This is a genomic window from Bradyrhizobium sp. WBOS08, assembly GCF_024585125.1.
Classification (GTDB): domain Bacteria; phylum Pseudomonadota; class Alphaproteobacteria; order Rhizobiales; family Xanthobacteraceae; genus Bradyrhizobium; species Bradyrhizobium japonicum_B.
The window spans coordinates 5,246,225-5,259,027 of record NZ_CP028988.1; the positions used below are offsets into that span (position 1 = coordinate 5,246,225).

A 12,803-nucleotide genomic window follows, 5' to 3' on the forward strand; every position below is an offset into this window, starting at 1 on the left:
CCCTGCGCAATCGGGAGCGAACGATGGGGCCGCTGAAGGGCATCAAGGTCATCGACATGACGACCGTGCTGATGGGGCCCTATGCGACCCAGATGCTCGGAGACTACGGTGCCGACGTCATCAAGGTGGAATCGCTCGACGGCGACGTCACGCGGCTGATTGGTCCGACGCGCCACGCCGGCATGGGCCCGGTGTTCCTCAACACCAACCGCAGCAAGCGCTCGATCTGCCTCGATTTGAAGAAGCCCGCCGGCCGCGAGGCCGTGCTGCGGCTTCTGAAGGACGCCGACGTGCTCGTCTACAACGTGCGTCCGCAGGCGATGGCGCGGCTTCAGCTCGGCTACGATGTCGTGTCCGCCATCAATCCGCGTCTGGTCTATGCAGGCGTGTTCGGATTCGGCCAGGACGGGCCCTATGCCGCAAAGCCCGCCTATGACGATCTGATCCAGGGCGCCACGGCCCTTCCGGCGCTGATGGCGCAGACTGGCGACGGCGTGCCGCGCTACGTGCCGAACGCGCTGGTCGACCGCATCGTCGGCCTCACCGCGGTCGGGGCGATCTGCGCCAGCCTGGTGCACCGCGACCGCACCGGCCGCGGCCAGCGCGTCGACATCCCGATGTTCGAGACCATGGCCGGCTTCGTCATGGGCGACCACATGGGCGGCCTCACCTACGAGCCGCCGCTCGACAAGGGCGGCTATGCCCGCCACCTCTCGCGCGACCGCAGGCCCTACAAGACCTCGGACGGCTATCTCAGCGTCATCGTCTACAACGACAAGCAGTGGGAGAATTTCTTCAAGGCGACCGCGCGCGACGACCTGCGCGCCGATCCCAAATTCGCGACCTTCGCGGGGCGCGCCCCTAACATCGACGTCGTCTATGCCGAGCTCGCGCGCATCTTCGAGACGCGCAGCACGGCCGAATGGATCGAACTGCTGACGAAGGCCGACGTGCCGGTGATGCCGATGCACGACCTTGCCTCGATCCTGCACGATCCGCATCTGGAGGCGACGAATTTCTTCCCGGTCGTGACTCATCCGACGGAAGGTCCGATCCGCAGCATGAAGGTGACGGCGACCTGGTCGGAGACCGAGGCCGAGCCGGTACGGCTGGCGCCGCGCCTCAACGAGCACGGCACGGAGATTTTGCGCGAGCTCGGCTATTCCGCCGACGAGATCGCCGCCATGGTCCGCGATGGCGCGACGCGGTCGGCGCCGGAGTAGGGGCGATCATGGCGCAAACTCTCTCATCCGTCATTCCGGGGCGCGACGAAGTCGCGAGCCCGGAATCCATAGCCACCATCGGGAGTATGGATTCCGGGCTCGCGCCAAACAGCGCGCCCCGGAATGACAGCGGGGATGTGATACCATGAGCTTCATCACCGGCGTCGGCCTCACGCCGTTCGGCAAGCACGAAGGATCATCCTCGCTCGATCTGATGAGCCAAGCGGCGCAAGCCGCGCTCGACGATGCCGGGCTGAAGCGAAGCGAGATTGACGGCATCCTCTGCGGCTATTCCACGGTCTCACCGCACATCATGCTCGCGACCGTGTTCGCCGAGCACTTTGGCATTCGTCCGTCCTATGCCCACGCCGTCCAGGTCGGCGGCGCCACCGGTCTTGCGATGACGATGCTCGCTCATCACCTCATCGAAGCCAATGTCTGCCGCCACGTGCTCGTCGTCGCCGGCGAGAACCGCCTCACCGGGCAGAGCCGCGATGCCTCGATCCAGGCGCTGGCGCAGGTCGGCCATCCCGACTACGAGGTGCCGTTAGGGCCGACCATTCCCGCCTATTACGGCCTCGTCGCCAGCAGATACATGCACGAATACGGCGTGACCGAACAGGATCTCGCCGAATTCGCGGTGCTGATGCGCAAACACGCCTGCACCCATCCCGGCGCGCAATTCCACGATCCCATCACGGTCGCCGACGTCATGGCCTCGAAGCCGGTGGCGACGCCGCTCAAGCTGCTCGACTGCTGCCCGGTCTCCGACGGCGGCGCGGCGTTCGTCGTCAGCCGCGAGCCGACCGGAGAGGTGGGCGTGTGCATCCGCGGCTGTGCCCAGGCGCATACCCATCAGCATGTCACGGCCGCGCCCGCGCTTCATGAGCTCGGCGCCGAGATCTCGATCGCGCGCGCCAAGCAGGCTTGCGGCCTTGCGATTTCCGACGTGCGCTACGCCGCGATCTACGACAGTTTCACGATCACGCTCGCGATGCTGCTGGAAGACCTTGGCCTTGCCTGTCGCGGCGAAGCCGCGGCCCGGGTGCGATCAGGTCATTTCGGCCGCGACGGCGCGATGCCGCTCAACACCCATGGCGGCCTGCTCAGCTACGGCCATTGCGGCGTCGGCGGCGCCATGGCGCATCTGGCCGAGGCGCATTTGCAGATGACGGGACGGGCGGCTGGCCGCCAGGTGCGCGACGCCTCGATCGCGCTGCTGCACGGCGACGGCGGCGTGCTGTCGTCGCACGTGAGCATGTTCCTGGAGCGGGTGCGATGAGTGAGCCTCCGGCGGACTGGACCAAAGGCGAAGCGGCCATCACTTACCAGGCCTGCACCTCATGCGGGCACGTGCAGTATTTCCATCGTGCCTTCTGCGCGGCATGCGGAGAATCGGATCCGCGCGTGCTGCGCGCCAACGGCAAGGGCACGGTCTACGCGGCCTCGCTGGTCTGCCGCGCCGCCACGCCGGAGACGCGGGCGCACGTGCCCTACAACATCTTGCTGGTCGATTGCGCCGAAGGTTTTCGCATGATGGCCCACGGTGACAATGACCTCGCCATCGGCGATGCGGTCATCGCGAGCTTCAGGCCGTTTGCCGGCAGGCTCGTGCCGTTCTTCACGAAGGACACGTAGAGGGCTTCGTCATTCGGGGGCGGTCATGCGACCGAGCCTGGAACGGGTATTCTGGGCCTGGCCTGTGCGAGAGCCACCCCGGAATGACGAAAACGCTAAAACTCCAACTAGCGCCCGTAGAACAAGATGCTGGCGATGACGAGCATCGCCGTCACCGCCAGCATATGCGCGAGCGCTCCCGAGGCCGCCCCCTTGGTGGCTTCCTTCATGCCGTTTTCTCCCTAGACTTGGGCGTGACTCATCGTTGTGCGGCTAGCGCACCCGACGGCCAATTGTTTTACTCGGAACACCCCACTTCTCGAGTATCCGCCGCGACGTGTCCCCACGCAGCGAATATCGATCGTCCCAGGGTCGATCAGCAATGCGGCGGCAATTTGACTCGATGATGTTGCTCCTGCGTCGGCGCAAGAATAGAGTTTCAAGGAACTCTCGCCGGCAATTGCAAAAAGCATCAAAAGCTCTGGGAAAACTTCAGGAAAATCATGGCCCGCATTCCGTACAGCGACCCGTCCAAGGCATCCGACCGCACCCGCGAGATCCTCGACAAGAACCGCAACGCCAACATCTTCCGCATGATGGCGCACTCGCCGAGCTACTTCGAGCAGTACTGCCGGCTGGGTGGCGCGATCCGCCACAAGGGCGAGCTGGATCCGATCGTGCGCGAGCTCGCGATCACCCGCACCGGGATTCTGTGTGAGGCGCCGTACGAGATCGTCGCGCACAAGCGGATCGGCAAGAATGTCGGCGTCACCGACGCGCAGAACGAGGCGCTCGAGAACTGGCAGGCGGCGAGCTGCTTCAACGAAGTGCAGCGTGCCGCGCTCGCCTTCACCGACGAGATCGTCAAGCTGAGGAAGCCGACCGATGCGACCTTCAAGGCGATCGCGTCGCAGCTGACGCCGGCCGCGCTGGTCGAGCTGCAGCTCTCGGTCGGGTTCTACATCATGACCTCGAAATTTCTGGAGACCTTCGAAATCGATCTCCAACCCGTCACCGAAGTGGTAGGCTGATCCCAAAGACGCGGCGAGGGATGCTCATGACGATCGACGAGTACGCGGCCTGGGCCGCGACCATTGCCAAGGTCGGTGAGCATCCGTCCAACGAGCGGCTGTCCTATCTCGGCCTCGGTCTCGCCGGTGAAGCCGGCGAGGTCGCCGATCACATCAAGAAGCTGCTGCGCGACGACTGGCTCGACAAGGCCGGTCTGGTCGATGAGCTCGGCGATGTCATCTACTACTGGGCCTGCCTGTGCGCCGCGACCGGCCAGCAGCCGTCGGCGCTGCTCGAAGCCAGCGCAAAGAAGATCAAGCGACGGCTGAGCGAGGCGGCGAGCCGCTGAGGCGACAATCTCGTTGCGGCCATCCTTCGAGACGCCCGCCGTTGGCGGGCCCTCAGGATGAGGACCGAGCGCGCGGCAGCAGTTTCAGCGAGCAACATTGCTTCTTAGCCTCATCCTGAGGAGACCGCAAAGCGGTCGTCTCGAAGGACGAGGCGTGCGCTCAGGTCGACGCAAAGGCCAGATGCAGCACCATCGCCTGTCGAGGGAGCGAAGTCCTCCTTGGCTCACGTCGAGGTCAGAATGTCCACCTTCGCGTTGGCGACGATCAGGCGGTCGGCGAGCAGCTGCGCGAGGTTGCGCATGACGCGCTCGCTGGCGCGCGGGTGCTGCTTGCGGAAGCGTTCGAACGCTTTCAGCGGCACTTCGAACGCGGTCGCCGCCATGTCGGCGAACACGTCGGCCGAGCGCGTCGGCTCCAGCAGCGCCATCTCGCCGAACGCCATGCCGGCGGTCAGCGTCGCCAGCCGCACGCCGTCGGGCAGCGTGACATGAACCGCGCCGCTGCGCAGGAAGAACAGGGAGGAGGCCGGATCTCCCGTGGTGATGATCTTGGCGCCGGCCTGATAGGTTCGGATCGCGCAGATCGAGGCGAGATCGGTCAGCTCTTCCTCGCTCATCCCGGCAAGCAGCGGCTGCTCGGCAAGCTCGGTGGTCTCGTGGAAGTCGATCGAGCCGCCATAGCGGTAGACGATCTGGTCTTCGGCCCATTCGATCGCGGTGTCGAGCAGGTAGAAGTCGCGGACGTTCTTCAGCTCGGCGGTCCATTCCCGCAGGCTGTCCCATTCCCTGGAGGCGCGCCTGACGCCGGACAGCACCACCGTGACGTTCAGGGCCGCGAGCTCTTCGAAGGCTTCGGCGATCAGCCGCGCGCCCGCACGGGTGGTGGACGTGACACGGTGCAGGTCGAACACGACGATTTGCGGTCGCGGTCGTCCGGCCAGCCGGCGCGAGACGTAGTCGACGGCCGATAGCGACAGCGTGCCGACCAGCTCGATGACCCGTACCTCCTGCTCGTGCGCGGCCAGGATCTCGCGCTCCTGCGGCCGGCGCACGCGGCGGGACGGGCTCTTGCCGATATCGTAATCGGCGATGACGGCGTTGCGGGCGTCGTCGCTGCGGTTGAGCATGTGGAGGTCGTAATGCGAGGACAGGGCCTCGCAGACCTTGATGCCGCGCACGCTGTTGCCGTGCTTGTCGAGCTTTGGCGAATAGCTGCCGAGCCCGAGGCGGGCAGGGAGCGCGGCCAGAATGCCGCCGCCGACGCCGCTCTTGGCGGGAATGCCGATGCGGTAGATCCATTCGCCGGCATAGTCGTACATGCCCGACGAGGTCATCACCGAGAGGGTGCGCGAGATCGCATAAGGCGTCAGCACCTGCTCGCCCGTCACCGGATTGACGCCGCGATTGGCCAGTGTTGCCGCCATTACCGCGATGTCGCGCGCGGTGACCAGCACGGCGCATTGCCGGAAGTAGACGTCGAGCACGGCGGCGACGTCGTCCGAGATCACCGCGTTGGTCTTGAGCAGATAGGCGATCGCGCGGTTGCGGTCGCCGGTCTGGCTCTCGGACGCATAGACGGCCTCGTCCACGGCGAGCTCGCGGCCGGCAAAGCGGCCGAGCGCGAGACGGATCTGCTCGAAGGCTTCTGCGCCCTTGCTGTCGTGGATCAGTCCGGTGCAGGCGATCGCGCCGGCATTGACCATCGGGTTGAACGGGTGGTTCTCGGCGTTGAGGCGGATCGAGTTGAAGGGGTCGCCCGAGGGCTCGACGCCGATCGCGCGCTCGACCCTGCCGGCGCCGAGCAGGTCCAGCGCCAGCGCGAACACGAACGGCTTCGACATCGACTGGATGGTGAAAGGCGCCCTGGAGTCGCCGACCTCGTAGACGTGGCCGTCCAGGGTCGCGAGGCTGATGCCGAAACAGGCAGGGTCGGCCTTGCTCAGCTCGGGAATGTAGTCGGCAACGCTGCCCGAAGTTTCGGCAGAGAATTCGTTGAGGCAATTGTCCAGAAACCGCAGCAAGGGCGGTTGCGAGCGGGTCCAGGCGGCGGCGAGAGGCGAGAGCGGTGTCATCGCCTCACTTGTGCAACGCAATCAGGGGGCGCGCAACCCGTCCGGCATCATGGTCTGCCGCCGGACCAGCACCAGCGCGAGCAGGGCGGTGGGCACGAGAATGGCAAGGCCGAGCAGCGTCACCTGCAGCTGCGACAGCGGCATGATGCCGCCGCCGGGCGTGGCCACCACGAAGCCGCCGATCACCAGCAGCACACGGATTGGCCATTCCAGCGCGCCGGCGCCGCGCAAGTCCCCGACGAAAGGCTGGTAACCCTGAATGCCGCCGCAGATGAACAGCGTACCGAACGCCGCAAGCCCCATCAGGCCGAGGCCGACCAGATACGGGCTCGGCCCCTGCAGCACCAGCGCCGGATTGAGCACGAAGAAGAACGGCAGGAAATAGATGATGCTGCCGACCCACATCGACTCCCAGCCGGTCTTCATCGCCGGCGAGCCGGCAATGCCGGCGGCGGCAAAGGAGGCGATCGCGACCGGCGGTGTGATCGACGACAGCATGCCCCAATAGAAGATGAACATGTGCACCGCCATGCGGTTGAGCCCGAGCTTCTCCAGCGCGGGCGCGACCAGTATGGCGAGGAAGATGTAGCAGGCCGTCGTGGTCAGCCCGAGGCCGAGGATCAGGCTGGTCAGGGCGCACATCGCCAGCAGCAGGAAGGGATTGTCGCCGGCGATATGCAAGAGGTCGTTGGCAAGGCTCGACACCACCCCGGTCATCGAGAATGCGCCGATCAGCAGGCCGCAGCCGGCGAGGATGCCGACGAGCTCGACGAAGGTGCGCCCGTTGACCTCGAGGAATTTGCCGATGGTCGCAAGCGTCCAGCGCGTGTCCTTGGAGAAGAACTGGTTGAGCACGAGCAGCAGTGCGGTGGCATAGAACGGCGCATGGCTCTCGCGCTTGAAATAGAGCAGCATCACGACCAAGAGCGCGATGACGAAGACGTAGTACCAGCCGTCCTTGATCGTATCCATGACCCGCGGCAGCTCGGCGCGCGGAATGCCTTTCAGCTTGTGGCGCGCGGCGTAGGCGTCGACCTGCATGAACAGACCGGCGTAATAGAGCACGGCCGGAATGATCGCGGCCACCGCGACGTCGGCATAGCTGACGTTGAGGAACTGCGCGATCACGAACGCGGTGGCGCCCATCACCGGCGGCGCCAGCACCGCACCGGTCGAGGCGCAGGCCTCGATCGCGGCCGCATAGGAGGCGCGGAAGCCGCTCTTCTTCATCACGGGGATGGTCATGGTCCCCGCGGTCAGCACGTTGGAGATGATCGAGCCCGACATCATGCCGAGCAGGCCGCTGGCGAAGATGCAGACCTTGGCCGCGCCGCCGCGGAAGGTACCGCACAGCGCGAAGGCGAGGTTGATGAAGAACTTGCCGGCGCCGGTCATCATCAGCGCGGTGCCGAACACCAGGAAGCCGATCACGGTGTCGGCAAAGGCCTGGATGGGGATGCCGAGTAGGCTCTCGCCCGACAGCACGTGATAGGCGGTCGCCTGTTCCAGCGTCGATTGCGTGCCGCGGAACGGTCCGAGCCAGCCGGCTTCGGCGAACAGCGGATAGACGGTGAAGGGCAGCACGCTCAGCAGCAGGCTCCAACCCCCGGTGCGGCGCAGCGCCTCCATCAGGATCGCCCACATCACGAGGCCCGCGGCGATCACGTTGGTCGGCGCGCCGCCGAATTCCCAGCCGGCCTCCGCCGCCTTGCGTACGTTCGACATCAGCATGATGGCCGCCGCGAAGGTCGCGACGAACAGGACGAGGTCATACCAGGGAATGCGGTCGAGCGGCGCACGCCCGGTGCCGGGGAAGATCAGGAAGGTGAACGGCAGCATCAACGCGATCAGGAGGTAGAAATATTCGGTGTTGAGCTGGGTGTAGCCGATGAAGAATCGCAGCGAGAATTGCTGGTTGATGCACAGCAGGATGGTCGCCGCGGTCGCGGCCACCAGCATCCAGCGCCAGGCGCCGCGCAGCGTCCGCACGCGCGTGACCTCTGCTTCCTGCAGGTTGGCGGCGGCGTTATGCGGATCGTCGAACACGACCCGCGTGGCCGCGTCTTGCGGGGCGGTGGAGGTGGAGGAAGACATCATCGATCCCGGGGCGTGGGCTGGTAACTCTGACTAAGCGAATGGCCGTTGTTTGAATCGCTCGGACCGCGGATTCGACCTCTCCCGCTTGCGGGAGAGGTTGCGCCGAAGGCGCGGGAGAGGGCTTTCTCCTCTAGGGGATTGTCCCTTTGCGGAAACACCCTCTCCCCAACCCTCTCCCGCTTGCGGGAGAGGGAGTGCACCTATCGCGTGACGACGATCGAGTCCAATAACGCCTCTCTCTATTCCTCGAACCCGTTCGGCATATCCGCCTTCGCGAGCGCCGCCGCGCGGGCCTTCATCCAGCCGTCGAGAAACGCCTTGTCATCCGCCGGCGGATTGGACTTGCCGTAATCGGCCCATGCCGCGCCGAGCACCTCTTGGCGCTTGATCAGCTTGTTGTTGTGCGCCTCCTGCGCATCGCTCCATTGCCCGGCCTCCTTCAGCGCCTTCACCGCGCCGGGATGCACCGGCACCACCCAGTTCTTGGTCTGGCGATCGGCGGCAAGACCGCCGGCGCCGGGCGCGGAATCCTTGTAGGCGTCGTAATTGACGATCATGGCCTTGGTCATCGCATAGACCTGGTCGGCCGGCTGCGAGGCGTAGGCCACGAAGATCGGGTAGGGGTAATTGCCGAGCTCGACCGGCTTCTGCGGCGTGATGCCGGCGCCGCAGGTCGCGACCTGCGGGAAGAAGAACGAGCCGACCTTCTGCATCCGCGCCCAGCCTTCCTTGTCCTTGGCGGGAAGCGGCGGCCAGATCAGGCCGCGCGGCGAGGTCTCGGCTTCCTTGGCAGGGCCGGTGATGGTGGTGCCGAAGGCGGCATCGACGTCGTTGTTGATCAGGCCTTTCCACATCGCGCCGTAGCTCGCGAACTCGACGACCTTGACGTCCTTCTGCGTCAGGCCGGCGAAGGCCAGCACCGCGAGCGAGTTCTGGTTCAGCGCCGGCGAGCCGACCACGAAGCCGACGCGCTTGCCCCTGAGGTCTTTCAGCTCCTTCACGCCCGTGTCGGCGGCAACGCCGAGCGAGCCGCAATTGCAGTCGACCGACGAGAGCAGGATCTGCAGCGGCTGCGGTCCCCATTCCTTCGCGCCGAACTCGAACACGCCTTCCTGTGCGAAATAGGTGCCGGATCCCATCGCCGAGGACACGGCGCGCTTGGCGCGCAGCGGCGCAAGCCGGGCGACGTCGTTGCCCGCAGGCAGCACGCGCACGTCGGTGCCGTACTTGTCCTTCATCATCTTGCCGACGCCGACCGCGATGTTGAAACCGGCGGTGCCGGTGTCATAGGCGGTGAAGGCCAGCGTCGCCGGCAACTTGAGGTCTTCGGCGAACGAATAGCGTGTAGACGCAAAAGAAATGCCCGCCACCAAGGCAGGCGCGAGTACGAGCAGCCCACGAAGCATGTTTTCCCTCCCATGATCCTCGCTTCGACGCGAAGATTTCTTTCTTTGTTTGAAACAACGTTTTGTTTGCAAGAGATCATGTCACCGCGATCGAACGATGGCAACGCCGCACCGCGCATGCGGGAACGAGGCTGACAGAATGTCGCGCGAAACTTTGTCCGAAACAGAACATTTCAGCACGCGACGATCGCGATCGCCTGACCCTCCGCGACGACGTCGTCGAGCTTCACCAGCAGAGACGTGATCGTGCCGCTTGCGGGCGAAGAGACCGGTATCTCCATCTTCATGGCTTCGACAACCACAACGTCATCGCCATCCGCGACGGTTCCTCCAACTTGCACGGGAGTTGCGCAGACGCGTCCCGCAATCTCCGTGACGATCTTAATTTCTGGCATGCCATCGCCTTTTTGTTGTCGTCGCAAAATGCCTGAGGTAGCGTCGTCTGCAAGTGGAATTTAATTCCGCAGAGCGGAACACACGGTAGGGAACATGGGACGACGATCGGAGCGGTTGAGTAGGCAAGGCGCACTCGCTGGCGATGCCGGCGAGGGAGATGTCATCCAGGTGGTCTCGCGCGCGTTCGACGTGTTGCGATGCTTCGAAGGCCACGAGGCGAGGCTCGGCAATCTCGAGATTTCAAATCGCTGCGGTCTGCCGCGCTCGACGGTGTCGCGGCTCACGCACACGCTGACGCGGATGGGGCAACTGGTCTATCTGCCGCGCGATCAGAAATATCGCATCGGCCCGAGCGCGGTCGCGATGAGCGCCACGATGATGAAGGGCGCGCAGCTGCGCAGTTTGATCCGGCAGCGGCTGCAGGAAGTCGCCGAGCAATTGCCGGGCACGGTCGGCTTCGTCGTTCCGGATCGATTCCATCTCGTCTATCTCCTGTTCGCGCGCTCGGCGACCGCACTCGGCCTGCACGAGGGCACCGGCAGCCGCATCGCGATGGCCTCCACCGCCGCGGGCGCGGCCTACACCGCGGCGCTGGCGCCGGAGGTCGGCGATGCCTTCATCGCGGAGATGGAGCGGGAGGCTCCCGAGGCGGCGAAGATCCTGAAGCCGCGCATCGAAGCCAACCGGCAAATGCTGCGCGAGCGCGGCTATGTCGTGGCCTGCGGCCTGTGGAGCCCGCACATCAACGGTCTCGCGCTGCCGATATGGTCGCCGCAGTACCAGACCTTCGTGGTCATCACGATCGGCCTGCTTTCGGCGATGTATGACGAGGAGCGGCTGCATGCCGAGGTCGCGCCATTGATGCTCGAGCTCGGGCGTTCGCTCGGCGGCCTGCTCGAGGGCGCCGAAGGTGACGTCTTCAACAACCGCATCCCGCGTAAACCGGTCGCAATGGCCGTGCACAACAATAACAAGCCGATCCATTCGGAGGGAGTGAATGAACTGGAAGCCGGAACTCGACGAGCTCGCCCGGCGCGAAGCCTTCGCGCGGGAGATGGGCGGCGTTGACAAGGTCAAGCGACAGCATGACCAGGGCCGGCTGACTGTTCGGGAGCGCATCGACAAGCTGACCGACAAAGGCAGCTTTCACGAGATCGGCGCCGTCTCCGGCATCGGCGAGTACGATGCCGGCGGCGAATTGCAGAAATTGACGCCGGCCAACTGCGTGTTCGGCCGTGCCCGCGTCGACGGGCGCACATTGGTCGTGGTCGGCGACGATTTCACGGTCCGCGGCGGTTCGGCCGATGCGTCCATTTCGGCAAAGCCGTTGATGGCCGAGGAGATGGCGCACGACTTGCGCCTGCCCATCGTGCGCATCATCGAGGGCTCCGGCGGCGGCGGCTCGGTCAAGACCATCGAGACCAAGGGCGCGGCCAACCTGCCGGGCGGCATCGGCGGCACGCGCTGGTATCGCTTCACGACGGAGAACCTGTCGCGCGTGCCGGTCGTCGCGCTCGGCCTCGGCTCGGTGGCGGGCCTCGGAGCCGCGCGCCTTGCCGCCAGCCACTATTCCATCATGACGCGGAAGTCCGCGATGTTCGTCGCGGGGCCGCCGGTGGTGAAGGCGCTGGGGCAGGACCTCTCGAAGGAGGAACTCGGAGGCGCCGACATCCAGACCCGCGCCGGCGCAATCGACCATGCCGTCGACACCGAGGATGAGGCGTTCGCCTGCGCGCGGCGTTTCCTGTCCTACCTGCCGTCATCGGTCTACGAGCTGCCGCCGACCTTGCCCTGCACCGACAATCCGGAGCGCAGCGACGAGGCGCTGATGAACGCGGTGCCGCGCAACCGCAAGCAGGTCTACAAGATCCGGCCGATCATCGAATCCGTCGTTGACAGGGGCTCGTTCTTCGAGGTCGCCAGGAATTTCGGCAAGCCCATCATCGTCGGCCTCGCGCGGCTCGAGGGCAGGGCGGTGATGGTGCTGGCCAGCGACAGCTTCCACTATGGCGGGTCCTGGACGGCGGATGCCTGCCAGAAGGTGGTGCGCTGGGTCGACTTCGCCGAGACCTTCCACCTGCCGATCGTCTACCTCATGGACTGCCCCGGCTTCATGATCGGCCTCGATGCCGAGAAGGCGGCGACCATCCGCCACGGCGTCCGTGCCATGGCCGCGGTGAACCAGACCACGGTGCCCTGGTGCACCGTGATCCTGCGCAACGCCTTCGGCGTCGCCGGTGTCGTGCATCAGCCGGCCGACCGCTTCTCGATCCGCTACGCCTGGCCGTCGGCCTATTGGGGCTCGCTGCCGCTCGAAGGCGGCATCGAGGCCGCCTATCGGGCCGACATCGATGCGGCCGAGGACAAGGCGGCGAAGCTGGAGGAGATCCAGCAGCGCCTCAACAAGCTGCGCTCGCCGTTCCGCTCGGCCGAGAAATTCTGGGTCGAGGAGATCATCGATCCCCGCAAGACGCGATCGCTGCTGTGCGAGTTCGCGCGCCTCGCCGAGCCGCTGCGTAAGCCGGGGCCGCCGGAGAATTTTTCGATCCGGCCGTAGCATCCTCGTGCCAGGACATGATCCTCGTGCCTCGGACACAGCGCGCCGCTCCTTCAGCGGTGCGGCGCGTCCGGG

At 65.6% G+C, this 12,803-nt stretch carries 11 protein-coding genes; 7 read left to right on the forward strand and 4 right to left on the reverse strand.

The genetic code is table 11. The features are described 5' to 3' along the window. Positions 1-23: 23 nt before the first annotated feature. The 5 genes from DCM80_RS24520 to DCM80_RS24540 all read left to right on the forward strand — a co-directional run bounded on the left by DCM80_RS24520 (position 24) and on the right by DCM80_RS24540 (position 4,200). Entirely contained in the window at positions 24-1,223 is a 1,200-nt protein-coding gene (locus DCM80_RS24520) for a CaiB/BaiF CoA-transferase family protein (RefSeq protein WP_257194093.1), read from the forward strand. 145 nt (positions 1,224-1,368) lie between these two features. Then, the gene (locus tag DCM80_RS24525; protein ID WP_257194094.1) at positions 1,369-2,505 is read left to right on the forward strand and encodes a thiolase family protein; all 1,137 of its coding nucleotides are present in this window, start codon (positions 1,369-1,371) and stop codon (positions 2,503-2,505) included. Beyond that, positions 2,502-2,861, forward strand: coding sequence for a Zn-ribbon domain-containing OB-fold protein (locus DCM80_RS24530; protein ID WP_257194095.1), 360 nt, complete (start codon positions 2,502-2,504; stop codon positions 2,859-2,861). The genes DCM80_RS24525 and DCM80_RS24530 overlap by 4 nt, the downstream gene beginning before the upstream one ends. A gap of 482 nt (positions 2,862-3,343) precedes the next feature. Then, entirely contained in the window at positions 3,344-3,871 is a 528-nt protein-coding gene (locus DCM80_RS24535) for a carboxymuconolactone decarboxylase family protein (protein ID WP_257194096.1), read from the forward strand. 26 nt (positions 3,872-3,897) lie between these two features. Then, positions 3,898-4,200: a nucleoside triphosphate pyrophosphohydrolase family protein gene (locus DCM80_RS24540; RefSeq protein ID WP_257177843.1), complete on the forward strand. Its 303-nt coding sequence runs from the start codon at positions 3,898-3,900 to the stop codon at positions 4,198-4,200. A gap of 224 nt (positions 4,201-4,424) precedes the next feature. On the opposite strand, the gene glsA is transcribed toward DCM80_RS24540, so the two are convergent. The 4 genes from glsA to DCM80_RS24560 form a co-directional block, all read right to left on the reverse strand. Beyond that, positions 4,425-6,272 (reverse strand): glutaminase A, encoded by a 1,848-nt coding sequence (gene glsA / locus DCM80_RS24545; protein ID WP_257194097.1) that lies wholly within the window; start codon positions 6,270-6,272, stop codon positions 4,425-4,427. Positions 6,273-6,293: 21 nt separating this feature from the next. Then, positions 6,294-8,369 (reverse strand): TRAP transporter permease, encoded by a 2,076-nt coding sequence (locus DCM80_RS24550; protein WP_257194098.1) that lies wholly within the window; start codon positions 8,367-8,369, stop codon positions 6,294-6,296. A gap of 239 nt (positions 8,370-8,608) precedes the next feature. Next, positions 8,609-9,775: a TAXI family TRAP transporter solute-binding subunit gene (locus DCM80_RS24555; RefSeq protein WP_257194099.1), complete on the reverse strand. Its 1,167-nt coding sequence runs from the start codon at positions 9,773-9,775 to the stop codon at positions 8,609-8,611. 173 nt (positions 9,776-9,948) lie between these two features. After that, complete coding sequence (locus DCM80_RS24560; protein WP_257194100.1) at positions 9,949-10,170, reverse strand: acetyl-CoA carboxylase biotin carboxyl carrier protein subunit; 222 nt, start codon at positions 10,168-10,170, stop codon at positions 9,949-9,951. 94 nt (positions 10,171-10,264) lie between these two features. Between DCM80_RS24560 and DCM80_RS24565 the strand changes: the two genes are divergently transcribed. Further along, positions 10,265-11,239, forward strand: a complete 975-nt coding sequence (locus DCM80_RS24565) for an IclR family transcriptional regulator (RefSeq protein WP_257194101.1) — start codon at positions 10,265-10,267, stop codon at positions 11,237-11,239. Then, complete coding sequence (locus DCM80_RS24570; RefSeq protein WP_257194102.1) at positions 11,169-12,728, forward strand: acyl-CoA carboxylase subunit beta; 1,560 nt, start codon at positions 11,169-11,171, stop codon at positions 12,726-12,728. The genes DCM80_RS24565 and DCM80_RS24570 overlap by 71 nt, the downstream gene beginning before the upstream one ends. Positions 12,729-12,803 lie beyond the last annotated feature (75 nt).

Coding starts and splice junctions, on each gene's coding strand:
- DCM80_RS24525 (WP_257194094.1), top strand. CDS start 1,369: ATGAGCTTCATCACCGGCGTCGGCCTCACGCCGTTCGGCAAGCACGAA.
- DCM80_RS24530 (WP_257194095.1), top strand. CDS start 2,502: ATGAGTGAGCCTCCGGCGGACTGGACCAAAGGCGAAGCGGCCATCACT.
- DCM80_RS24535 (WP_257194096.1), top strand. CDS start 3,344: ATGGCCCGCATTCCGTACAGCGACCCGTCCAAGGCATCCGACCGCACC.
- DCM80_RS24565 (WP_257194101.1), top strand. CDS start 10,265: ATGGGACGACGATCGGAGCGGTTGAGTAGGCAAGGCGCACTCGCTGGC.
- DCM80_RS24520 (WP_257194093.1), top strand. CDS start 24: ATGGGGCCGCTGAAGGGCATCAAGGTCATCGACATGACGACCGTGCTG.
- glsA (WP_257194097.1), bottom strand. CDS start 6,272: ATGACACCGCTCTCGCCTCTCGCCGCCGCCTGGACCCGCTCGCAACCG.
- DCM80_RS24550 (WP_257194098.1), bottom strand. CDS start 8,369: ATGATGTCTTCCTCCACCTCCACCGCCCCGCAAGACGCGGCCACGCGG.
- DCM80_RS24570 (WP_257194102.1), top strand. CDS start 11,169: ATGAACTGGAAGCCGGAACTCGACGAGCTCGCCCGGCGCGAAGCCTTC.
- DCM80_RS24540 (WP_257177843.1), top strand. CDS start 3,898: ATGACGATCGACGAGTACGCGGCCTGGGCCGCGACCATTGCCAAGGTC.
- DCM80_RS24555 (WP_257194099.1), bottom strand. CDS start 9,775: ATGCTTCGTGGGCTGCTCGTACTCGCGCCTGCCTTGGTGGCGGGCATT.
- DCM80_RS24560 (WP_257194100.1), bottom strand. CDS start 10,170: ATGCCAGAAATTAAGATCGTCACGGAGATTGCGGGACGCGTCTGCGCA.